At 37.9% G+C, this 23,243-nt stretch carries 25 protein-coding genes; 14 read left to right on the forward strand and 11 right to left on the reverse strand.

Going from position 1 to position 23,243, the window contains the following annotated elements:
- Positions 1-94: 94 nt before the first annotated feature.
- Positions 95-2,257: a prolyl oligopeptidase family serine peptidase gene (locus tag Q2U82_RS05595; RefSeq protein ID WP_410006713.1), complete on the forward strand. Its 2,163-nt coding sequence runs from the start codon at positions 95-97 to the stop codon at positions 2,255-2,257.
- A gap of 34 nt (positions 2,258-2,291) precedes the next feature.
- On the opposite strand, the gene Q2U82_RS05600 is transcribed toward Q2U82_RS05595, so the two are convergent.
- The 5 genes from Q2U82_RS05600 to Q2U82_RS05620 form a co-directional block, all read right to left on the reverse strand.
- Entirely contained in the window at positions 2,292-3,296 is a 1,005-nt protein-coding gene (locus Q2U82_RS05600; protein ID WP_410006714.1) for an NAD(P)H-dependent glycerol-3-phosphate dehydrogenase, read from the reverse strand.
- A 213-nt stretch (positions 3,297-3,509) separates the two neighbouring features.
- On the reverse strand, positions 3,510-4,103 hold the full coding sequence (gene nadD, locus Q2U82_RS05605) for a nicotinate (nicotinamide) nucleotide adenylyltransferase (RefSeq protein WP_410007136.1): 594 nt from the start codon (positions 4,101-4,103) through the stop codon (positions 3,510-3,512).
- 58 nt (positions 4,104-4,161) lie between these two features.
- Positions 4,162-4,785, reverse strand: coding sequence for a guanylate kinase (gene gmk / locus Q2U82_RS05610; protein ID WP_410006715.1), 624 nt, complete (start codon positions 4,783-4,785; stop codon positions 4,162-4,164).
- The gene (locus Q2U82_RS05615) at positions 4,786-5,643 is read right to left on the reverse strand and encodes a YicC/YloC family endoribonuclease (RefSeq protein ID WP_410006716.1); all 858 of its coding nucleotides are present in this window, start codon (positions 5,641-5,643) and stop codon (positions 4,786-4,788) included. It abuts the gene before it with no gap.
- Between the two features lie 61 nt (positions 5,644-5,704).
- Positions 5,705-6,670 (reverse strand): YheT family hydrolase, encoded by a 966-nt coding sequence (locus Q2U82_RS05620; protein WP_410006717.1) that lies wholly within the window; start codon positions 6,668-6,670, stop codon positions 5,705-5,707.
- An 88-nt stretch (positions 6,671-6,758) separates the two neighbouring features.
- On the opposite strand from Q2U82_RS05620, the gene Q2U82_RS05625 reads away from it, so the two are divergent.
- The gene (locus tag Q2U82_RS05625) at positions 6,759-7,232 is read left to right on the forward strand and encodes an acyl-CoA thioesterase (RefSeq protein ID WP_410007137.1); all 474 of its coding nucleotides are present in this window, start codon (positions 6,759-6,761) and stop codon (positions 7,230-7,232) included.
- Positions 7,233-7,243: 11 nt separating this feature from the next.
- On the opposite strand, the gene Q2U82_RS05630 is transcribed toward Q2U82_RS05625, so the two are convergent.
- The 3 genes from Q2U82_RS05630 to Q2U82_RS05640 are packed head-to-tail and all read right to left on the reverse strand — an operon-like array spanning position 7,244 to position 9,270.
- The gene (locus tag Q2U82_RS05630; protein WP_410007138.1) at positions 7,244-8,146 is read right to left on the reverse strand and encodes a DMT family transporter; all 903 of its coding nucleotides are present in this window, start codon (positions 8,144-8,146) and stop codon (positions 7,244-7,246) included.
- Positions 8,146-8,502, reverse strand: coding sequence for an arsenate reductase family protein (locus tag Q2U82_RS05635; RefSeq protein WP_410006718.1), 357 nt, complete (start codon positions 8,500-8,502; stop codon positions 8,146-8,148). Before Q2U82_RS05635 ends, Q2U82_RS05630 begins: the two co-directional genes overlap by 1 nt.
- Before the next feature lie 9 nt (positions 8,503-8,511).
- Positions 8,512-9,270, reverse strand: coding sequence for a DUF3298 domain-containing protein (locus Q2U82_RS05640; RefSeq protein WP_410006719.1), 759 nt, complete (start codon positions 9,268-9,270; stop codon positions 8,512-8,514).
- Between the two features lie 159 nt (positions 9,271-9,429).
- Here Q2U82_RS05640 and Q2U82_RS05645 point away from each other — a divergent pair, with 159 nt between their 5' ends.
- Positions 9,430-10,572 carry a cystathionine gamma-synthase gene (locus Q2U82_RS05645; RefSeq protein ID WP_410006720.1) on the forward strand — a complete coding sequence of 381 codons (1,143 nt, stop codon included), beginning with the start codon at positions 9,430-9,432 and terminating at the stop codon, positions 10,570-10,572.
- Between the two features lie 70 nt (positions 10,573-10,642).
- Here Q2U82_RS05645 and Q2U82_RS05650 read toward each other — a convergent pair whose 3' ends face one another.
- Positions 10,643-11,443: a THC0290_0291 family protein gene (locus Q2U82_RS05650; RefSeq protein WP_410006721.1), complete on the reverse strand. Its 801-nt coding sequence runs from the start codon at positions 11,441-11,443 to the stop codon at positions 10,643-10,645.
- Between the two features lie 257 nt (positions 11,444-11,700).
- Here Q2U82_RS05650 and gdhA point away from each other — a divergent pair, with 257 nt between their 5' ends.
- The 4 genes from gdhA to Q2U82_RS05670 all read left to right on the forward strand — a co-directional run bounded on the left by gdhA (position 11,701) and on the right by Q2U82_RS05670 (position 16,824).
- Entirely contained in the window at positions 11,701-13,044 is a 1,344-nt protein-coding gene (gene gdhA, locus Q2U82_RS05655; RefSeq protein WP_410006722.1) for an NADP-specific glutamate dehydrogenase, read from the forward strand.
- A gap of 136 nt (positions 13,045-13,180) precedes the next feature.
- Positions 13,181-15,478: a two-component regulator propeller domain-containing protein gene (locus Q2U82_RS05660; protein ID WP_410006723.1), complete on the forward strand. Its 2,298-nt coding sequence runs from the start codon at positions 13,181-13,183 to the stop codon at positions 15,476-15,478.
- Positions 15,478-16,197, forward strand: coding sequence for a DNA repair protein RecO (gene recO, locus Q2U82_RS05665; RefSeq protein ID WP_410006724.1), 720 nt, complete (start codon positions 15,478-15,480; stop codon positions 16,195-16,197). The genes Q2U82_RS05660 and recO overlap by 1 nt, the downstream gene beginning before the upstream one ends.
- Positions 16,198-16,272: 75 nt before the next feature.
- Positions 16,273-16,824 carry a ferritin gene (locus tag Q2U82_RS05670; RefSeq protein ID WP_068762754.1) on the forward strand — a complete coding sequence of 184 codons (552 nt, stop codon included), beginning with the start codon at positions 16,273-16,275 and terminating at the stop codon, positions 16,822-16,824.
- A 3-nt stretch (positions 16,825-16,827) separates the two neighbouring features.
- On the opposite strand, the gene Q2U82_RS05675 is transcribed toward Q2U82_RS05670, so the two are convergent.
- Positions 16,828-17,406, reverse strand: a complete 579-nt coding sequence (locus Q2U82_RS05675) for a GNAT family N-acetyltransferase (RefSeq protein ID WP_410006725.1) — start codon at positions 17,404-17,406, stop codon at positions 16,828-16,830.
- A gap of 86 nt (positions 17,407-17,492) precedes the next feature.
- Here Q2U82_RS05675 and Q2U82_RS05680 point away from each other — a divergent pair, with 86 nt between their 5' ends.
- Both Q2U82_RS05680 and Q2U82_RS05685 read left to right on the forward strand, forming a co-directional pair.
- On the forward strand, positions 17,493-18,770 hold the full coding sequence (locus Q2U82_RS05680; protein ID WP_410006726.1) for a PQQ-dependent sugar dehydrogenase: 1,278 nt from the start codon (positions 17,493-17,495) through the stop codon (positions 18,768-18,770).
- A gap of 93 nt (positions 18,771-18,863) precedes the next feature.
- On the forward strand, positions 18,864-19,364 hold the full coding sequence (locus Q2U82_RS05685; RefSeq protein ID WP_410006727.1) for a pyridoxamine 5'-phosphate oxidase family protein: 501 nt from the start codon (positions 18,864-18,866) through the stop codon (positions 19,362-19,364).
- Positions 19,365-19,424: 60 nt separating this feature from the next.
- Here Q2U82_RS05685 and Q2U82_RS05690 read toward each other — a convergent pair whose 3' ends face one another.
- A complete protein-coding gene (locus Q2U82_RS05690) occupies positions 19,425-19,877 on the reverse strand; it encodes a Na(+)-translocating NADH-quinone reductase subunit F (protein ID WP_410006728.1) in 453 nt (150 codons plus the stop codon).
- 437 nt (positions 19,878-20,314) lie between these two features.
- On the opposite strand from Q2U82_RS05690, the gene Q2U82_RS05695 reads away from it, so the two are divergent.
- From Q2U82_RS05695 to Q2U82_RS05715, 5 genes are all read left to right on the forward strand, one after another.
- Positions 20,315-20,836 carry a hypothetical protein gene (locus Q2U82_RS05695; RefSeq protein ID WP_410006729.1) on the forward strand — a complete coding sequence of 174 codons (522 nt, stop codon included), beginning with the start codon at positions 20,315-20,317 and terminating at the stop codon, positions 20,834-20,836.
- Positions 20,837-21,106: a hypothetical protein gene (locus tag Q2U82_RS05700; RefSeq protein WP_410006730.1), complete on the forward strand. Its 270-nt coding sequence runs from the start codon at positions 20,837-20,839 to the stop codon at positions 21,104-21,106.
- Positions 21,107-21,255: 149 nt separating this feature from the next.
- The gene (locus Q2U82_RS05705) at positions 21,256-21,633 is read left to right on the forward strand and encodes a hypothetical protein (RefSeq protein WP_410006731.1); all 378 of its coding nucleotides are present in this window, start codon (positions 21,256-21,258) and stop codon (positions 21,631-21,633) included.
- 167 nt (positions 21,634-21,800) lie between these two features.
- Positions 21,801-22,340 (forward strand): N-acetyltransferase family protein, encoded by a 540-nt coding sequence (locus Q2U82_RS05710; protein ID WP_410006732.1) that lies wholly within the window; start codon positions 21,801-21,803, stop codon positions 22,338-22,340.
- Between the two features lie 139 nt (positions 22,341-22,479).
- Positions 22,480-23,181: a tetratricopeptide repeat protein gene (locus Q2U82_RS05715; protein ID WP_410006733.1), complete on the forward strand. Its 702-nt coding sequence runs from the start codon at positions 22,480-22,482 to the stop codon at positions 23,179-23,181.
- Positions 23,182-23,243: the final 62 nt, after the last annotated feature.

Below are 23,243 nucleotides of genomic sequence, written 5' to 3' on the forward strand. Positions count from 1 at the left end.
AAGGCTTCCTAAATGGAAGCCTTTTTCTATTCTGTTGTATTTTCTATATGTTTAAAAAATGTACATTTACATTTCGTAAAAAAAATTAGACATTATGAAGTTTTCAATCGTTCCTGCAATTTTAACCCTTGCCTTTATTGGCTGTAAAGAAGAACCCAAAAAAGAAGCTATTTCCGTGACCTATCCGCAGACAAAAAAAATAGATACCGTGGACACCTATTTTGGTGTTGAAGTGAAAGACCCATACCGCTGGCTTGAAGATGACCGCAGCGAAGAAACTGCGGAATGGGTAAAAGCTGAAAACGAAGTGACCTTTGGTTATTTGGAGAAAATACCTTTTCGGGAAGAATTGAAACAGCGCCTTTCCAATCTATGGAATTATGAAAAAGTTGGCGCTCCTTTTAAGGAAGGCGATTATACTTATTACTATAAAAATGATGGACTGCAAAATCAATATGTCATCTATCGTTATAAAACTGGTGAAGATCCAAACACGGCTGAAGTATTTTTGGACCCTAACACCTTCAAGGAAGACGGAACGATCTCTTTGGGGGAAACCAGTTTTTCAAAGGATGGCAGCAAACTGGCATACAGTATTTCCGAAGGTGGAAGCGATTGGCGAAAGGTGTTAGTGATGAATACTGAAAATAGGGAATTGATAGGAGATACATTGAAAGATATAAAATTCAGTGGTCTTTCTTGGAAAGCTGAAGAAGGGTTTTACTATTCTAGTTATGACAAACCAAAAGGAAGTCAGCTTTCTGCAAAAACCGATCAACATAAAGTTTATTACCATAAAATGGGAACTCCACAAAGCGATGACCAAGTAATTTTTGGCGCAACACCTGAACAGAAACACCGCTATATTGGAGCATCCGTAACAGAGGATAATAATTATTTAATAATAAGAGCAAGTACTTCAACTACAGGAAACAAACTTTACATTAAAGATTTAACCAAGCCTAATTCAAAATTTGTTACCATTTTGGACGATACTGATTCTGATACTTTTATACTTGAAAATGTTGGTTCCAAATTATATGTTGTAACGAATAGAAATGCACCGAATCGTAAAATTGTAACCGTTGATGCCGCAAATCCAACTCCCGACAATTGGAAGGATTTTATTCCTGAAACTGAAAATGTACTTTCGCCAAGCACGGGAGGGGGAAATATTTTTGCCAATTATATGGTTGATGCCGTTTCAAAAGTGATGCAGTATGACTATGATGGCAAATTGATTCGCGAGATTAAACTCCCTGGCGTTGGTTCAGCAGGAGGTTTTGGAACCAAAAAGGAGGAAAAGGAACTTTATTACTCTTTCACAAATTATGTGACTCCAGGAAGTATTTATAAATATGATATTGCTAGTGGCAATTCAGAATTATTTATAAAACCCGAAATTGATTTCAACCCAGAAAATTACGAAAGCCATCAGGTTTTCTTCACGTCTAAGGATGGTACAAAAGTTCCGATGATCATTACACACAAAAAAGGTTTGAAAATGGATGGTAAAAACCCTACTATCCTTTACGGTTATGGTGGATTCAATATTAGCCTAACGCCAAGTTTTAGTATTGCTAATGCGGTATGGATGGAACAAGGCGGTATATATGCGGTTCCAAATTTACGTGGCGGTGGAGAATACGGTGAAAAATGGCATAATGCGGGAACGCAAATGAAGAAGCAAAATGTATTTGATGATTTTATAGCCGCTGCAGAATATTTAATCAAAAACAACTACACTTCTAGTGATTTTCTTGCAATCCGTGGAGGTTCAAATGGAGGTTTGTTAGTTGGCGCAACGATGACCCAAAGACCCGATTTGATGAAAGTAGCACTTCCCGCGGTTGGAGTTTTAGATATGCTGCGTTACCACACTTTTACTGCTGGCGCTGGTTGGGCTTATGATTATGGAACTGCGGAAGACAGCAAGGAAATGTTTGAATATTTAAAAGGCTATTCGCCACTGCACAATGTGAAGGAAGGTGTTGCATATCCAGCAACTTTAATTACAACCGGTGATCACGATGATAGGGTAGTGCCTGCGCACAGTTTCAAATTTGCTGCGGAACTTCAGGCTAAACAAACCGGAAACAATCCTATTTTAATCCGAATAGAAACTGATGCCGGTCACGGCGCTGGAACGCCCGTGAGCAAAACCATTGAGCAATATGCAGATATTTTTGGATTTACTCTTTTTAATATGGGCTATGAAGATTTACCCGAAAAGATTAATAAAGATATTAAACAATAAAAAAAGCCCCGCTAATAGCAGCGGGGCTTTTTTTTTAATCCAACTTTTCGGTTAACTTTTTAAAAGTTTTCTTGGGATCTTTATTTTCGTAAAGAATTTCGTAAACGCTATCTATTATTGGTGTTTTGGCTTTTTTCTTTCCCTTTTGCTGGTTGAGATTGTAGGCGCTTTTGGTAGCGTAATAACCTTCAGCAATCATACTCATTTCCAGTTGGGCACTTTTCACTGTGTAGCCTTTCCCAATCATTGTTCCGAACAATCTATTTCGGCTAAAAACCGAATATCCGGTAACCAACAAATCTCCCAAATAAGCAGAATCGTTGATGTCACGTTTCATTTTGTGAACTTTTTTTACGTACTTTTTCATTTCGCGGATGGCGTTGCTCATCAATACACTTTGGAAATTGTCGCCATAACCAAGTCCGTGCGCAATTCCTGCGGCAACGGCGTAAATGTTTTTAAGCATTGCAGCATATTCAGTTCCCAAAACATCATCACTGGTGGTGCATTTTATGTAATCGCTACTTAAAACATTGGCCACCATTTTTGCTTTTTCATCATCAGCGCTAGCAATTGTTAGGTAGGAAAGCCTTTCCAACGCAACTTCTTCTGCGTGGCAAGGCCCGGAAATAACGCCAATGTTATTGAAAGGAACTTTGTAATACGTATTGAAATGGTCACCGACAATCAAGCTGGTTTCTGGGACAATTCCTTTTATGGCTGAAAAAACAATTTTGTCTTCCAAGGAAACTGTCAATTTTTCAAGCTCTTGATGAAGAAATGCCGAAGGAATTACGAAAATAAGACAGTCTGCATTTGAAACTGTTTCATTTATATCATTGCTGAGCTTTAATTGCTTTAAATTGAATTCAACAGAACTTAAATAATTAGGGTTGTGGCTGTGTTTTTTTATAAAATCCACGGAAGATTTGCTGCGCATATACCAACCAACTTCGTCCAGGTTTTCGCAAAGCATTTTTACAATTGCCGTGGCCCAGCTTCCGCCGCCAAAGACTGCAAATTTCGGTTTTTCTGACATTGATTTTATTTCTTAATTCAAAAGTAAGCAATTCTTACCGTACAGAAACATTTAACAGTTGCTTAAGAATGGTTGTGCAATCTTTCATTCTTTCTGTGCGTTATTGCTTTTGATTATTGAAATTGATTTTTCGCTTCAGAAAGAAGTTTCAATGATTTTGGTTGGTTATTTAGTTGAGGCCGCTCCCCAAGTGTTAATTTGGTGGGCGGTTTTTTATTTGTAGAAATTCATCTCATCCAAATACTTCCAAACTTCCGCCGAAAGCATAGGACGGATATTTTTCCCAGATTTAATACCGTTGCGGATAAAGGTTGAGGAAAGTTCAATAATTGGGGCGTCAACTTTTTTTATCTTTTTGTGATTGTCAAATTGTGTTTCCACAGTTCCTTCGGAAATTCTTGGATAAACATAGATTGAATAACGTTCTAAAATAACCTCATAATTTTTCCACTTCGGAAAACTTTTCAAATTGTCTTCCCCCATAATCAAACAGAAATTCTTTTTGGGATACTTTTCTTCCAAATAAGCCAAGGTATTCACGGTATAATTGGGCTGCGGCAAGTCAAATTCCACATTGCTCGCCTTCAACTTTGGATACTCTTCAACTGCAATCCGCACCATCGCCAAACGGTGATGGTCTTCCAAAAGCGTTTTTTTCTTTTTATGTGGATTGTGTGGCGTAACCACAAACCAAACTTCATCCAAATCGCTGAACTCCACCATGTGGTTGGCAATAATCAAATGGCCAACGTGAATTGGGTTGAAAGTGCCGAAGTAGAGTCCTATCTTTTTAGTCGATGAGTCGATGGGTTATGAAGTTTAGAGGTTTAAATATAAAACTTTTGGAATTTTTTTATTTTGAAACTTATTTGGGATTTGGTCCCGAAACTTCGGGATGGGATTTGGGATTTTCTTCTTTGGAATTTATAAATCCTGCTACCAAATCGTGCGCTTCATTTAGCGCAATTTTCAAATCATAGTTTTTAATAATTTTATCAAACTGTGGTGCTGTTGCCAATTCTACCGAAGCTTTTGCAATGCGCATATTGATGCGCTCGTCGCTTTCGGTTTTACGCTTTTTAAGTCGAATTTTTAGCTCGTCGATGCTTGGTGGTTTTACGAAGACCGCCAATGTTTTCTCCGGAAATTTCTTTTTAATCCGAAGTCCACCAGCAACGTCAATGTCAAAAATCACGTTTTTTCCGTGGCTCCATATACGTTCCACTTCACTTTTCAAAGTGCCGTAAAAATTGTCGCGATACACTTCTTCCCACTCCAAAAAATCATCATTTTTAATGTGCTGCTTAAATTCTTTCAATGAAATGAAATAATAATTCTCGCCGTGCTTTTCATCACCCCGGGCTTCACGCGAAGTACAGGAAACTGAAAATTCTAGATTCAAGTCTTCCTGTTTAAGTAAATGCTGTACGATGGTAGTTTTTCCACTTCCGGAAGGTGCCGAGAATACTATTAATTTTCCTCCTTCCATCTATAAAACGTTTAAAGCTTGTTCCTTAATTTTTTCAAGCTCGTCCTTCATTTGCACAACTACTTGCTGCATTGGCGCATAATTTGCCTTGCTGCCAATGGTGTTGATTTCACGGCCAATTTCCTGTGTGATGAAACCCAATTTTTTTCCGTTTGAATCGTGTGATTTTAAAGATTCCTCAAAATATTCCAAATGGTTTTTCAGTCGAACTTTTTCCTCGGTAATATCATATTTTTCAAGATAGTAGATCAATTCCTGTTCAAAGCGGTTTTCGTCAACCTTTTCCTTTAAATCTGTCACTGCTTTGCGAAGTCTTTCCTTTACGCCATCAATTCTTTCGGGATCTAAAGCAATAACATCATCCAGCAATTTTGAAATGGTTTTGGAGCGTTCCAAAAAGTCATTTTCCAGTACCAAACCTTCGTCGGTTCTGTATTTATTGATGGCTTCCAAGCCTTGGTCTATTCCTTTTAAAATTGCTGCATACTCCGTTTCGTCAATTTCCTCCCGTTCGGTTTTCAAGGCATCTGGCATGCGCACCGCCATTTTTAAAAGCTCTATGGGGTCGCCATTTACCACATTTGAAAGCTGTTTCATATATTGTTTTACAACGCTTTCGTTAAGCTGGGTTGTAACTTCTTCGCCCGTAACTTCAATGTAAAGCGAAAAATCTACTTTTCCGCGCTGTAATGATTTTGCTAACAAATCACGGATTTCAAGTTCCTTTTCACGATAGGCCGAAGGCACGCGCGTGTTGAGGTCAAGCCCTTTGCTGTTTAGCGATTTGATTTCAATGGTAATGGTTTTCGATGGCAACTGAACAACTTCTTTGCCGTAGCCCGTCATGGATTGGATCATATTCCTGTTTTATTGAAGGGCAAAGGTAATTAATTCTGAATTCTTAATTCTGAATTCAGAATTATAACGAAGTGTCGGTTAAAAATGCCAAACTCCGAGCTTCACTGTAATATAATTTGTTGGTTTGATGAAAACCTACGTGCCCGCCATATTTTGGCGTTTCGAGGAAAAGGTTTTTCGTCTTTGAAGCCAAATCCGTTGGATAACATTCCGAAGAAAGGAAGCTGTCGTTTTTGGCGTTTAAAACTAGGACGGGAATTTGAATTTTCGGGAGAAATTGCAGGCTGCTATTCTTTTCATAATAATCCAAAGCATCTTTGAAACCGTGGGCCGGGGCGGTGTAAACGTTATCAAATTCCAAAAGCGAGGTGATTTTTTTGTAATCGGAAGTCGTCATTTTTTCGGGAAAATCCTTCATTTTGGTTTTGTATTTTTTCCGAAGATTTATTAAAAAAGAGTTTCTGTAAACCCAATTTGAAAATTCATTCAAAGATTCCAAAGAACCTTTTAAACTTAAAGGTGTGGAAATAGCAACGGCTTTTTTTATTTCCATTGGAAAGGATTCGCGTTCGCCTAAATATTTCAAAAGTAGATTTCCACCCAGACTGAAACCTACGAGCACTATTTCACTGTATTTATCTTTTTTCAGAATAGAATTGATCACCGCTTCCAAATCATCGGTTTTACCTGCGTTGTAGGATTGATAGGAAAGATTTGCTTCGCCACTGCAACCGCGAAAGTTTACCGCCGCCGCGTCCCAACCGTTTTGGTTTAGGGTTTTTGCTTGCCCTTTCATATAGGTTCGTTGGGCATTTCCTTCGAGACCGTGAAGCAGTATTGCAACTTTGTGTGAAGACTTTTCCGCAAAAGACCAATCGATGTCCATAAAATCGCCATCGGGCAATTGCAGGCGCTCGCGTTGTTGAATCAAATGAGGCGATGGCCGAAGTTTAGCGGAATAAATCGTTGAAAAGTGTCCGTTTTTAAAAGGAAAAGAAGGTTTGTAATGGCTTTTTATCAGAGGCATTTGTACAGAAAAGTTTTAACAGAAACTAAACATATTTACTATGCTTGCATAACAAAGTTACTTTAAATTTGTAGAAAAACTGGAAATGATGTACACAAAACAATTTGAAATACGCTGGAGCGATGTAGATGCCAACCGGCATTTACGAAATAGCGCCTATATTGATTACATGAGCCACACCCGAATGAGCTTTATGCTAGAGAACGGCATGGACCAGCGGCATTTGGCCGAATATAATTTAGGTCCCGTGGCATTTTATGAGCATATGTATTACTTCCGTGAGTTTTTTCCTGGGCAACCCGTTACGGTTTCGTTGCAACTAAAAGGTCTTTCGGAAGATGGGATGTATTTTGAATTCCTCCACAATTTTTATGATGAAAAAGGAAAAAACTGTGCCCGCTGTGAAATGATGGGCGCGTGGATTGACCTGTCTGAAAGAAAGCTGGTTGAGCTTCCCAAGAAATTTTGGGAGAAAATGGATTCCTTGGAAAAAACGGATGATTTCAGGATTCTTACCAAAGAGAATACCCGAAAGTACAGCCAGCGGCCAAAGGATTTATAACAGATATAATCTTAGGGACGAATAGCGGATTTTTTCGGTTTTCGAGTTGAAAGAAAAACGCCCATAAAAATTAAACAAGCCGCCCCAATTCTGATTGCATTTAAGGTATCTGCCCCAGCCAAGATCGCAAAAATTGTCGCGACTACCGGTTGAAGGTAAATAAAAACCCCTACTGTTGATGGACTTAGCTGTTTTAGTGCAAAAATATTAAACAGGTAGGTTAAAAATGTAGTGGCAACAACTACGAAGATTATTTGTCCTATTTCTGAAAAACCTAATTGCGCCCATTGCACTTGCATCACTTCAGAAAAACCGAAAGGCAGATTGATACAGAAAGCGATAAGGAAGAAAAATTTCAATAACGTGATTGCTTTGTATTTCGAGACTAAGGGTTTCACCAAGATCAAATAAAAGGAATAGGAAATGGCGTTCAGCACAAACAACAGATTTCCCAAAGGTATATTCGGGGCATTGGTTTGGGTCTTTTCCTGAAAGAGAATGAGCACCAAGGCGCCGGAAAGTCCAAGTACAATCCCCAAGGATTTTATCCAGGTAATGCGTTCACGCAAAATGACTGCCGTGAGAAGTAAAAGCAAAACAGGAGTGATGGTCATAGACACCGCACTATTTATAGGGGTAGAAAGACTTAACCCTTTAAAAAACATCAACATATTGAGTACCATCCCAAAAACGGAACAGGCTAAAATGCGCCACCAGTCCCTTGGCGCAATTTTTTCCGATTTTGTAAACAGGCTTAATATCCAAAAAAGAATAGCAGCCCCGCCCACGCGTAAAACAATAAATCCAAAGGGTTGGATTACGTGCGGCATCAAGCCTTTGGCCACGGTGTGGTTAATGCCATAAATGGTCTCGGTTGCTGTTGCCGCAAGTATGGCAATTAAACGTTTGTCAATCAATGGCGGTGGATGGATTTTTTTGCTGCAGCCACGGTTTTGGGACTGCTACCAATGAAAATTTTGTCGTTGTGTACAATTACAGGACGTTTCAAAAAAGTGTAGTGCTCCAAAATGAGTCCTTTATAATCTTCTTCCAAAAGATTTTCATCTTTTAAATTTCGCTCTTGATATAGTTTCGCCCTTCTGCTAAAAAGCTCTTCATAGCTATCCGTAAGGTTGAACAATTCGTCTAATTCTTCTTCAGTAATTCCCTGTACTTTTATGTCCTGTTTTATGAATGACGATGGAATTTCTATTTCGTCCATCACTCTTTTACAGGTATCACAACTTGATAAATAATATACTTTTTGCATAGTTCAAAATTAATCAATACTGAGGAAAGGCTCCGCTTCTTTCATCGCTATTTTCAATTCAATTGGGCCGTCTGCATAACTTGCAATGTCGTATTGATTGTAAACGAAAATTAAGCTATCCTGCGTAAAACCGACACTTTCCGGTAGATAGAATTCATCATTTTCAAACCAGAAACCGTTTTCGTTAATGGATTGGTCTTTTGCTATTTTTTGCTGTCCACGAAATTTCTTTTCCGCGAAAGCAGTGAACTCTTTTTTGTTTTTAAAAAGCTCCTTTGAAGTAAGTTCTTCACCCGTTTTTGGATCAATATTCAAAAAGGAAGTGGTGCCATAGCCGTGTGCGCCGCCAGTGAAAAGATATTGGCGCATTTCAAAACAGAGATGCTCTTTTGAAGTAAAAATCTCATTCACCGAAATTTCCGCAAAATACTCTCCAGCCATATCTGGAAATTGTGCTTTATCGGCATTGTAAACTTCAATGAAACCCGTAGCTGCTTCTTGAATGCTTTTTGCGGTTGGGATAGTGTCTTCGCCCATTAAAAGTGAAGTGAAGATAAAATTTTTAATTTTTTTATTTATTTTTTCGGAAACTTCATCATCGCCAAAAACTTCCACATAATTGATGGTAACTTCGGGACACTTGCTGTTTTTACAAATGGAAAGTTCCTTTTCGGTGAAACTTTCCGAAGCAATCTCAATATTTTTTTCTTGGTTGCAACCCACGCTTATGAGCGCAATCAAAGCCACGACCGAAATTTTGTTGTTCATATATTAAAAGGAATAGATGGTTAGCTATAGCAAACGAAACTCTTACATTTGCTATTCAAAAGTAATAACTTTAAAATCAGCTATTGCAAAAGTTATATTAAAACCTGAAATATAGTTTTGGCGTTTGGGATCCTTTCTTTAAAAAAACACCTTTTTCTTATGAAATTCAACACAAAAACAATACACGGCGGGCAGCATAATGTAGATCCAGCTTATGGTTCGGTGATGCCTCCTATTTATCAAACCACAACTTATTCACAAACAACTCCAGGTGGCCATAAAGGGTTTCAGTATTCGCGTACTGGCAATCCAACACGTGCTGCTTTGGAACGCGCTTTTGCAAGTATTGAAAATGGCGAGTTCGGATTAGCTTTCGGAAGTGGTCTCGCAGCAATTGATGCGGTAATGAAGCTTTTAAAACCTGGCGATGAGGTAATTTCAACCAACGATCTCTATGGCGGAACCTACCGTTTATTCACCAAAATTTTTGAAGGATTTGGCATTAAGTTCCATTTCATCGGAATGGAAAACGTCGATAAAATTGAACATTATGTAAATGATAAAACCAAACTCATTTGGGTGGAAACACCAACCAACCCAGTGATGAATATTATTGACATTAAAAAGGCAGCTTCAATAGCTAAAAAGCATAAAGTTCTACTTGCAGTTGACAATACGTTTGCAACGCCATATTTGCAACAACCGTTGGAAATGGGTGCAGATATTGTAATGCACAGCGCCACAAAATACCTTGGCGGCCATAGCGATGTGGTTATGGGAGCGTTGATTGTAAAAGATAAAGAGCTTGCCGAAAAGCTTTACTTTATACAAAACGCCAGTGGTGCCATTTGTGGACCACAGGATTGTTTTTTGGTTTTACGTGGTTTGAAAACGCTTCACATACGTATGCAGCGCCATTGCGAAAACGGAAAAGCGGTTGCTGAATATTTGGCAAAACATCCAAAAATTGAGAAAGTATATTGGCCTGGTTTTGAAAGCCATCCAAACCATGCAATTGCAAAAGAACAAATGAAGGATTTTGGGGGAATGATTTCTTTTGTAGCCAAAGGGAATAACTACGATGAAGCCATTAAAATAGTTGAAAACCTGAAAATCTTCACCCTGGCAGAAAGCTTGGGCGGTGTTGAAAGTCTTGCGGGACATCCAGCGAGCATGACACACGCCAGCATTCCAAAAGAGGAACGTGAAAAGACTGGAATTGTAGATTCGTTAATTCGTCTTTCTGTGGGAATTGAAGATGTGGATGATTTGATTGCGGATTTGAAGCAGGCGATTGGTTAATTCAATCATTCTATAAAAAACAAAAAGGGTCTGATTTTTAAAGTCAGACCCTTTTTTATGTGTTAGATTTTTAATCTATATAATAAATATATCCAATATTGAGCCAATAAATCCATTCATTGGCTTTGTTTTCGGGAACTGGTGTTGTTCCATTGTTTTCTAGGGTTGGATTAAGTCCATCTAAATAATCTGTAAAATAATATTCCCAACGGCTGTCTAGCATCAAATCACTTAAAGGTGTTAGTTTGTAACGAATACCTACGCTACCAACCATAGCCCAAGTAGAAGCATTGCCTTGTTGAAAGGAATTAAAATATTTGTCAGGAGTAGATATAGGTGTATTCAAAGGCCCCATTGAAGATTGAACTTCAGTATTATAACTTACCCAATGCACACCAAAGCTAATAAAAGGAGCGATTTTATATGCACCAGCAGCAAAATCACGAATACTTAAAGGAAAATATTCTAATTGTGAACCGATTTCAAAAACAGAAGTAGTCCCTTTCATAGCGCGAAGTTGATCTGCAAATAGCGATGTTTGATCTGGATCTACCCAGCGTCCAAAATGTTCCAAATTGGTTTTATGGTAATCTATCTCGTTACGTATCTTAAAGTGGTCGTTAAAATATTTATCGCGGGTGTAGCAATTACAATCAGCGCGGTAGGAAAAATTGAGATAATGGATAAGACCAATTCCAAAACCCACATTTTTTGCATTGGTTTCAAAATTATTTCGTTGTCCAAAATCTGAATAGAAAACTACAGGTCCGGTAATTAAACCCACCTCGTGAGAAAAGCCAAGCTGACTGTAAACTTCTTGTTTTGCGAAGACCAACAAGAAAAATACCAATAGCAAAATTCTGGTATTCATTATAAAAATGGGTTTAGATTGAGACACAACAAATATATAAAAACATGTTTAACAGCGAAATTTAATAATACTATTTAGCTTATTTGTAAAAAATTGCACACTGTTTTTATCATAACGCTTATATTTGTGCCTTCCTTATGTAACTGATCATTTTAATGTGGGTTTTTTTAGAATATCGTTTTTAAAGTATTCAAAAAACACGCTATAACATTTTGATAACAAGGAAATTCGCTAAAAGTAAAATAAAATTATAACCAATGAAGCAAAGTATAAAGGATTTCATTTCTGAAGTCGAAAAACTCAATCCCAATGAACCTGAATTTCTTCAGGCGGTAACCGAGGTTGCCGAAACAGTAATCCCTTTTATTGAAAAAAACGAAAAATATGCCAACAAAAAGCTGTTGGAGCGTATGGTAGAGCCTGAACGCACCATACTTTTTCGAGTTCCTTGGACGGATGACAAAGGTGAAATTCACGTAAATAAAGGTTACAGAGTTCAATTCAATTCAGCCATTGGGCCATACAAAGGTGGCTTGCGTTTTCACCCTTCTGTAAACCTCAGTATATTGAAGTTTTTAGGGTTTGAGCAAACCTTTAAAAACAGTTTGACTACGCTTCCAATGGGAGGTGGTAAAGGTGGCTCCAACTTTGATCCAAAAGGAAAGAGCGATAACGAAGTGATGCGTTTCTGCCAAAGTTTTATGACAGAGCTTTCAAAACATATTGGCCCAGACACAGACGTTCCAGCGGGAGATATTGGTGTTGGCGGTCGCGAAGTTGGTTTTATGTTTGGCCAGTACAAACGCATCCGTAATGAATTTACAGGAGTCCTAACTGGAAAAGGCCGCTCTTATGGTGGATCACTTATACGTCCCGAAGCAACAGGTTATGGAAATGTGTATTTCGCAAAAAACATGCTTGCAACCAAAGGCGAAAGCTTCAAAGGAAAAACAGTAGTTATCTCAGGCTCTGGAAACGTTGCCCAATATGCTGCTGAAAAAGCGATAGAGTTTGGCGGAAAAGTGGTTACATTCTCAGATTCTGCAGGATATATCTATGACTCTGAAGGCATCAACGCAGAGAAACTAGCTTTCGTAATGGATTTGAAAAACGAAAAACGTGGCCGAATTTCTGAATACACAGAAAAATATACGGGCGCAAAATATGTTGAAGGAAAACGTCCTTGGGAAGTGAAATGTGATATTGCCCTTCCTTGTGCTACACAAAACGAGCTTAATGGAGAAGAAGCCGAAATGCTTTTAAAGAATGGATGTATTTGTGTGGGCGAAGGAGCCAATATGCCTTGTACGCCAGAAGCTATTGAAGCATTTCAAAAAGCGAAGATTTTGTTTTCCCCAGGAAAAGCTTCAAATGCAGGTGGGGTTGCAACCTCAGGTTTAGAAATGTCTCAAAACTCTTTGCGCTTAAGCTGGACCGCTGCCGAGGTTGACGAAAAGCTTCACGGTATTATGAATGATATTCATTCCGCTTGCGTTCAGTATGGAAAAGAAGGTGACGGCTATGTTGACTACGTGAAAGGAGCAAATATTGCCGGCTTTGTAAAAGTGGCTGATGCAATGCTTGCCCAAGGAGTAGTGTAACTAGTTCAAAAATTTAAAATAAGGAAAAGCCTTTCCGAGTATCTTTTTTTAATATGAAGGATATGGGAAGGCTTTTTTCGTTCAAATACTGCAATAAATAGTATTTTAGCGTGTTAATAAACAAAACCAGTTTTATATGAAGCGGTGGATCATTGCTTTTCTTCTACTATTTCCGTTTTTGGCAACTGCCCAAAATTTTCAAGACCGTTGGACGGGCCATTTTTCCTATGTTTCTGTGAAAGATATTTCGCAGGGCGATAACAAAATTTTTGTTGGAGCCGAAAATGCGGTATTTACCTATGATCTTTCCACACAACAGATAAAAACTTTATCTACAGTAAATGGACTTTCAGGTGAATTCATTACCACAGTACATTATAGTGAGGCATTTAAATTGTTGGTTATTGGCTATGAAAATGGGCTGATAGAAATTGTGAAGGATGGCGAAGAAAACATCTTGAAAGTGGTAGATATTTTGGAAAAACAAACCATTCCACCAGACAGAAAACGCATCAACAATTTCAACGAATACAACAACAATCTTTATATTTCAACTAAATACGGCATTTCGGTCTATAATCTTTCGGCCTTGGAGTTTGGAGATACTTATTTCATTGGTGATGGCGGAAGCCAGATAGATATTGTGCAGACCACTGTACAGGAACCCTATATTTTTGCTGCCAGTGCCAGCAATGGTATGCGAAGGGCAATGGTGGCAGATGATAATTTGATTGACTACCAAAACTGGACAACCATTATGGGCGGAGGTTTCCGGGCGATGGAAAAATTGGGCAATGAGCTTTATGCATCCAATAGATCAAATGCTATTTTACGTTTTACGCCACAAGGAAATACAACTGTTGTTCAAACTTTTAGTTCACAAGTGCAAAAATTCAGGCTTGCAGATGATTTATTAACCATTACCACAAAAAATTCCATTCAAGCTTTTTCTGAAGGTTTTGTACAACAATCCTCAGTGACGAATGTTCAAGGCTTCCAAATAGATCTTCTTTCTGGCTATAGCTTCGGAAATAATTTCTATCTGGGAACTGCAGAAGATGGCTTATTGATAGTTCCCTTTGGAAACACATTGCCCACACAAATACTCCCAAACGGACCTATAAGAAATAGCTCTTTTGCTATGGATGCCACTCCTGGTCAACTCTGGGTAAGCTTTGGGGAAGTAGATGGCGATTACAATCCCTACCCACTTTCTCGTTATGGCGTTAGTCATTTAAAAGATACACTCTGGAACAATATTAACTATGAAGATTTAAGCGCTGCAGTGGGCGGCGAGCCAACAGATTTGGTAAATGTGACCATCAACCCTGAAAATCAAGACGAGGTTTTTATAAGTTCATTTGAAAAAGGGCTTCTTAAAATTATAGAAGACACGCCAACAATTCTCTATAATGAAACCAATAGCGGTCTAGAAAAAGCTATAATAGGAAGCATAGATGCCGGTATAAGAATCTATGGATCTCAGTTTGACGGTCAAGGCAATCTGTGGCTTGTGCAGAGCAAATTGGACGAAGGCCTTATTAAATTAACTCCCGGCGGCCAGTTTCAAAAAATTGATATTTCTAATATAATAAATCCTGTAAGCGAGTTGGCATTGACTAAACTGGTCATTAGTCGGGAAGGCAGTATTTTTTTTGGAAGTTATAGCAACGGTCTAATAGGTTATAATCCCAGAACAGATTCTTTCAACAAATTAGGGAAAGGGGCAGGAGCGGGCAATTTACCTTCTGATGCAGTTAGGGCACTGGCTTTTGATGCCCAAAATAGACTTTGGATTGGAACCCTCCGCGGACTTCGGGTGCTTTATAGTCCCGGCAGTTTTTTTGATCAAGGGCAAACTCCAGAGTCGCAATCGATTATTATTCTTGAAAATGGTGTGGCGCAAGAGCTTCTATATGAACAATCCATCACAGATATTGAAGTGGATGGCTCCAACAACAAATGGGTTGCTACTGCTACTGCCGGAGTGTTTTATTTGTCACCGAATGGACAGGAAACCTTACTTCGCTTCACAAAAGATAATTCACCATTGCCCACCAATAATGTGCAAGATATAGCGATTGACCCTTTTACGGGCGTTGTTTATTTTGCTACTACACAAGGTCTTGTGGCTTACAAAGGAAGTGCCACCGCTCCTAGTGATAATTTGGAAAATGTGCATGCTTTTCCCAATCCTGTGAGGCCTGGATTTTATGGAAACGTAACGATTGATGGACTTACAGCTCGGGCTAACGTAAAAATTACAGACATAAATGGAAGTCTTGTTTTTGAGGAAACCTCAGAAGGAGGAAGCGTATTATGGGACACCACCGCTTTTGGAAAGTACAAAGTTAGATCTGGAGTTTATTTGGTGTTGGTCACAACAGATGATAATTTGGAAACCAAAGTCTCAAAAATAATGATTATCCGCTAATGGTTGTCGCTACCAAGGCCATTGTTTTTTCAGCTATAAAATATTCCGAAGCAGATATTATTGTTAGTTGTTACACCGAAGTTGCGGGCATTAAAAGCTATTTGTTGCGCAATATTCTAAAATCAAAAAGGGGTAAGCTGAAAGCATCTTATTTTCAACCGCTAACCCAATTAGAGCTTGTTGCAGATCACAAAAACAAAGGCACCCTGGAATATATTAAAGAAGCAAAGGTTTTTTATCCCTATAAAACACTGCATACAGATATTGTAAAATCAGGCCTGGTCATGTTTCTTTCTGAAATACTCAAAAACTGTATCCGCGAAGAAGAAACCAATGCAGAGCTTTATAGTTTTTTGGAGAATTCCTTTCAGTGGCTTGACCAAAGTGATGAAGTTGCCAATTTTCACATTTACTTTTTGTTGCAATTAAGTATGCATTTGGGGTTTTATCCAGATGCTTCAAATATTGATGATGAATACTTCAACATCATAGAGGGGAATTTTCAAGCTATAAATACGGGCAACTATTGTTTAGAAGGCCCACAAATAGAAAATTTCAAAAAGTTCTTCGGTATAGACTTGGAAAACCTAAACACAATAAAACTTTCAAAAACGGCGCGTCAAAATCTGTTGGAACTCATCTTGGCGTATTACAGTTTTCACATGCAAGGCTATCAAAAACCGAAATCACTCGCGGTGCTCAACCAATTGTTTTCCTAAAAAATTGCGCTAACGGAATGTTAAGGGAAAAGGCAGTTTCCACAACATTAAGTAATTTAGGGGAAAACTATTATTATGGATACCAACAGACTATCAAAATCAATTGAAGACATTTTAAATAAACAAGTAACAAAGGAAGCTAATGCCGCACAGATTTATCTTTCCTATGCCGTTTGGGCGGATAGCGAGGGTTATGCTGGCGTTGCGAATTTGTTTTTCAGACATTCCGGAGAAGAGCGAAACCATATGATGAAGGTTATTGAATACATTCAGGAACGCGGCGGAAGGGCAAAAATTTCTGCACTTGCCGCGCCGCCAAAAGATCCCAAAAATTTACAGGAATGTTTTGAAAAAACCTTTCAGCACGAAGTAGATAACACTACGGCTATTTATGAAATTGTAAACCTTGCCCAAAAGGAAAAAGATTGGGCCACTTGGAATTTTGGCCAATGGTTTGTAAAAGAACAGATTGAAGAAGAAACATTGATAATGGATCTTTTGGACAAACTGAAAATTGCAGGCGGCCCAAAAGCAAGCAGCGAGTCACTGCTTTATTTGGATAGCAAAATTGGAAAACAAGAAGATGATGCAGATCTTGCCCGAGATGCAAGTGTTGATAACCCTTAAAAACTACAACTTGAGCTGCAAATGTTCGTAAACACTGTTGCCAAGTTGTTTTTTACCCACAGTCTCAAACCCCAATGCCGAATATAATTTTTTGGCATTTGGGTTTTTAAAATCCACTAAAAGGCCAATTTTTTCTTGGCTACTCTTCCTTGCCTGACTTATTGCCGATGCCAATAATTTTTTGCCAATCCCTTTTCCTTGATGTTTAGGGGAAACACTTACCGTGTCAATATATATTTCATTCGGTGCGGTTTCATCTTCAATTACTAAACCGGCAACCTTATACTTTTCGGCTATATATTCTAAAAATGGTTTTCGGTATTGTCGTAACAATGTGCCGTCATAAAAAGTAATGGAACCCATAACTTCGTCTTTTTCTTCATAAACCAACGTATGTTCAAAACTGTATTGATTGGCTTTTTGCTGAAAAAAGTATTCAAAAAGCGGAATTGCAGCGGCAGGATCTTCAGTATTGGCAAAGGTGCAAGCCAAGTCTTCCATAGCCTGAATTATTAAAGGCGCTACTTTTTTATAATCTGATTTTCGGGCAGCACGAATGTGGGAATCTAAATAGAAATTCATATTTATAAAAAATTATATGGGAAAGTATAACAGTTTCTTAAGAGTGACATTTCATTCAAAACAATAATTTTAATAAAAACAAAATTATGAAAAGCTACGTTTTACTTTTATTATTACTTCCTTTTTCTATTTTTTCGCAAGTAGAAAATGAAAAAGAATTACCAGAGCCTTTTGCCACAAAATCAACTTCAAATTATTCTAATGTAATAGGTTGGAAAGAAGGCGAAACCCCAAAAGCTCCCGAAGGATTTTCGGTAACGAAATATGCCGATGGTTTTCAAAACCCACGCTGGATGTATGTTACTCCCAATGGCGATGTTTTGGTTGCCGAGAGCAATAGCAATTACAGTATTCCCAAACAAATTGGAGCTACCATTATCGGGGCTGGGGGTTCAAACAATTTAAAGCACAGTGCCGACGTAATAACACTCTTGCGCGATACCGATAATAACGGTTTTCCAGACGTTCGCGAAACATTGCTTACAGCAAAGGAAGGTCTTAACCAACCTTTGGGGATGCTCGTTATTGGTGATTGGCTGTATGTAGCGAATACGGACGCGGTTATGCGTTATCCCTACAAAGCGGGACAAACCAAAATCACGGTGATGGGAGAGAAAATCGCTAATCTTCCTGCGGGAAAAGTGAACCGCCACTGGACGCGGAATATTATAGCCAATGCAGATAACTCCAAGATATACATTGCCGTTGGAAGCGGCGATAATGCAGGCGAAAAAGGAATGGAACACGAAGTGATGAAAGCCAATATTCTAGTAATGAACCCTGACGGCAGCGACCTTCAGGTGTATGCTTCCGGACTTAGAAATCCGGTGGGGATGGATTGGGAACCAACTACGCAAACACTTTGGACCTCAGTAAACGAACGCGATGAATTGGGCGATAATTTGGTGCCGGATTATTTAACTTCGGTGAAAGAAGGCGGCTTTTACGGATGGCCCTATATGTATTGGGGCAATCACTACGACCCCAGAATTCCCGTTCCGCCAAATGTTAGGTTGAAAGAACCCATTGTACCCGAGGTAGATTTGGGTTCTCACACCGCTTCTTTGGGTTTGGTTTTTTATACGGCAGACGCTTTCCCCAAGAAATATAAAAACGGAGCATTTGTAGTGCAGCATGGGTCTTGGAACCGTGATATTCTTTCGGGTTATCGTGTGGTTTTTATTCCTTTTGAAAATGGAAAGCCAAGCGGCAAACCAGAGGATTTTTTGACTGGGTTTATAGTTGATTCGGAAAAAGATGAGGTTCGCGGAAGACCAGTCGGCGCAGTTTTATTGCCCGATGGTTCTATGCTGATAACGGATGACACTACCAACCATATTTGGAGAGTTTCTTATAATAAATAAACGCATTGTTTAATCTTTTTATAAAATTGATAAACTTTATGATTTTCTTAAAAGTGCTCCGCTCAAATCTTTAGTATCTTCAAAATAAAAACTATGAGCACAAAAAACCTTACAAACGAAGACGCAAAAAAGAAAATTAAGGAACTGGCAGAAGGTATTGATTTCACTATGATGGCCACAAATTTAAAACAACAGCCCTTTCACGTAGTGCCAATGAGCACGAAGGAAGTGGACGATGCCGGAAACATTTGGTTCCTCAGCAACAAAAACAGCGAGCACAATAAAAACATTGAGAGGGAAAACAGAACCCAATTGATTTATGCCGACAAAGGAAACTTTGAGTTTTTAAGCGTGTATGGTCGCGCTACAATCAGCACAGACCGCAACCGAATTAAAGAACTATACGGAAGTGGCGACGACGCTTGGTTTGATGGCGTGGATGACCCAAATATTACCGCCATTAAAATTCAACCGGATGATGCCCATTATTGGGACACCAAAAACGGAAAAGTGATTTCACTTTTGAAAATGGTTGGGGGCGCGATTACTGGAAATGAACCAGATTTGGGTGAACATGGAGATTTAAAAGTATAATTTAAAAAGAAAAATCGGTATTAAACCTCTTTTATTGGCGAAGCTGATAGAAGGGGTTTTTTATTGGGCAGTTTCCAAAAAGGGCATTTCGGTTTCTTTTTGAAATAACGGATAAAAATCCATCACGTTTTTTATTCCTTCAAGAGCGCATAAAAAAGCTACGGCGGCGCATAAGCCATTAAACAAAGTTTCTTTGGAAGTAGGGTTTTTTGGTTTTGAATTTCTGTGGTTCAAAGGCAATATGTAGCCACAGCCTTTTAAGAACTCAGCTTCAATTTTTAGGAGTTCCGAAGGGGAATACCCGTGAAATCTTCGCCCCAAATTTTCGTGGACCAGCCCCACATAGTTCAATTGCAATGAACCATGATCATCGCTGAGGTGTTTCCAGCTATCGGTATTGTTACAAATATTCCCTACTGCGCAGTTATTACAACACTCCGGATTTAAAGTGTTGTTGTGGAAAGCGTTGTAGAGTTTTTCCAATGCGGCGTCCAGTCTTTTCGTGGTTTTCATAATCATCAACTTAGCGTTCTATGAAATTAATAAATATAGCTAAGAAGGCAAATTGTTTTTTGTTTTTTTTGGCAGCACCTTTTCATGTGCTTAAACCATCCCGTTAGGGTTCAAGATATATACGTTAGGGTTGGTAAACCTATATTTTAGGGTCTAGGACCCGAACGTTGGGGTTGATGGACGTATATTTTAGGGTTCAGGACCCTAACGTTGGGGTTGGAGGACGTATATTTTGGGGTTCAGGACCCTAACGTTGGGGTGGTGGACGTATATGGAAGGGTAAATTTGTATATTAGCAAGGCCAAGCGAAATTAAAGAGCATGTTTTTATAAATGTTACAAATGCTTACAAATGTTTACATTTGAAAGGTGCGTTTATACACATGTTGGCAGTAATTAAAATACTCAACCAAATTGAAGAACTAATAATAGAAAAAAATGATTTTAAAGAACAAATTAAATTATGTAACGCGTTTTGATATTTTTAAAATTTTAATATCAATTGCACTTATTTTTGTCATAACAGCTTGTTCATCTGAAGATGATACTGAAACTACAACCGACAATAATGAAATTAACTATTACGAAGTTACATTAAGACTTCAGGCAATAGAAGGAGCTGGTTATAATACAATATTGAGAATAAATACTTTTCAAGACCCTTCTCCTCCATTACGAGTCGTGCAAGAAAATGACGGGGATATTGAGTGGATTAATGGAACTATTGAACATACATTTGTTGTTGATGCTAAAACGGCATCAGGAATACAAATAACCGAAATTGATTGTAGCACCAGTGCTACTTTACATCAAGATTATTTTTATGCAATCGATAGTTTTAATTTTACTGTTATTATAAAAGATGATAATGGTAATGTCATTTCCGAACAATCCACTGATGAAGATACGATTGAAGGACCGTTACAGTTTACAGCAAGAATTATCTTAGAAATAGAATAAATGGAATTAGAAAAAGTAATTTATCAATTTGGAAACAATAAAGTTTTTGACTATTTCATTCTCGACAGAAAGGAAAATGCAATCGAAAAAGATATTGACAAAAATTCATTAGCATATCATTTTGACGGTAAAGAAAAAATAAAAGTTAGTAATTATGGACAAATAGTATTTGGAGCATTTGACATATTACTTGAAAAAAGAAAAAAAGGAACTGATACATTTTGCGGGTATTCTTTAGCATCAGAAGATGAAATCAAAATTACGAAATAACTACTGCCAACACCGCATATAAGCCATAGCTGGGTCTGTGCCGACACCGAAAATTCCTTCCGAATTTTCTACCGTAGGTTTGCGTTTGCGAAATTCCGGCAATCACACACTACGGCTCATATGCAAGACCGTTGTAGCGCATTAAGAAAATGAAAAATATATTAATCATACTTTTTGTATTTTCAGCTTCGATAACTTTTGGTCAAACCAATACTGAATTTACCGAAAGTGAGATAATAAGTGAAGTTGAATATTCTACTCCTTGCGGATATTATGAATTTGCCATCCGAATTAAAGTTTTAGTGAAAAAATCAAACTCAAATTATCAAAAAGATGATCAATTTGACTTGATAATCCCTTGTCCTGAATCGTATGGTTCCGATTTTTTTGAGAAAACGGAGAATTATTTAATAAAATTTGACAAAAACTTTCCGACTGATTATCGACCAATTGTAGTTTCTTATGACTCTCAATTCAACCACATAATAAACTCTGACTTCTTTGCAAACGAAATCAAAAAGAAATAAAACGCGCTACAACAACAGCTATAGTTCATTGCGGCGGAATTTTCTGCCGAAAATTCTCGCCGTTTTGCTATCTTTCGGCTACAGCGGAAAGAATCCTGCGGATTTTTCCGCAACGAAACCATAGCCAAAACGTTGGCAACAAGCTGAAAAAAACGCACAATAATTAAATGAAAATTAGAAAAGTAAATATTAAAGACATTGAAAAACTAAAAGAAATCGGAAAACTGACTTTTGCCGAAACTTTTTCTTCCGAGAACAGTGAAGATAATATGAGAGAATATTTGGAAAACGGATTTTCAACTGAAAAACTGACTACGGAACTGACCGACCAAAACGCTGAATTTTACTTTGCGGAACTTGACGGAAAAACAATCGGATATTTAAAAATAAACGTTGGACAGTCGCAAACCGAAATAAAGGACAAAAACGCACTTGAAATTGAACGAATATACGTGCTAAAGGAATTTCACGGAAAAAAAGTTGGGCAAATACTTTACGACAAGGCGATTGAATTGGCTAAAGAGAAAAATGTGGATTATGTTTGGTTGGGAGTTTGGGAGCAAAACCTGAGAGCAATTCGATTTTATGAAAAAAATGGATTTGTAGCGTTCGATAAACACGTTTTCAAACTCGGAAACGATGAACAAACGGACATAATGATGAAACTCAACCTGAATGAAAAAAAGCCAGTTGCCAACAATGTATAAAAATAATTGCTCAATTTTGGTCTTAACTAAAGGTCGTTGCAAGTTTACTACGTCTGATTTTCCTGCGGAAAATCCTCGTACTTAAACCAGCAACTAATATTATACAAACACATTGTGCAACATTTAAAAAATACCCGAAATGAAAATATTAACAGCTATAATTTTACTTTTTGCAATCAATATTTCTGCACAAAACCCAAATTTTGAAAAGTGGCAAGAATTAGCAAATAACGATATTAACCTTCAACCCGAATTTGGTGACTTAGAAAAAAATGAAAGTCAAATAAAAGCCGATAACGACTTTATTGAGGAAATTCTTAAGCATTATGATAATAAACAGGACGCGAGCAAAAAAATGACTGAATTAGGATTTCAATATATATACGAGCGAAGAGATTTACAAGCTGCAATGAAAAGATTTAACCAAGCTTATTTATTGGAACCAAAAAATGCGGATATATATTACGGGTATGGAACAATCTACTTTAATCTGGGTGCAATGGAAAGCGCCAGAGAACAGTTTGATAAAGGACTTTTAATAAACCCGAATCATTCTAAAATGCTGACCGATTATGGAACAACTTATTTAGGAGATTACTACAACTTGGTCAATACAAACCCAGAAAAGGCTGTAGAAAATCTCAATAATGCAGTAAAATATCTTGAAAAAGCTTATTCGATTGACGAAAAAAATTCAGACACTATTTACAAACTTTCAATTATCAATATGTATTTGGGAGATTGTAAAAAAGCCAACAAATATTTAGATAAAGCTGATAAAATGAAAAACCCAAATATAACCGAGAAATTTAAAGCCGAACTAAAACAAAAATGTGGATAAAAAACTATGCACAACAACGGCTCCTATGAAAAGCACTAATCTCGTTTTTCAAAAAAGTATTG

This window comes from Aequorivita nionensis (assembly GCF_046352995.1).
Lineage (GTDB): Bacteria > Bacteroidota > Bacteroidia > Flavobacteriales > Flavobacteriaceae > Aequorivita > Aequorivita nionensis.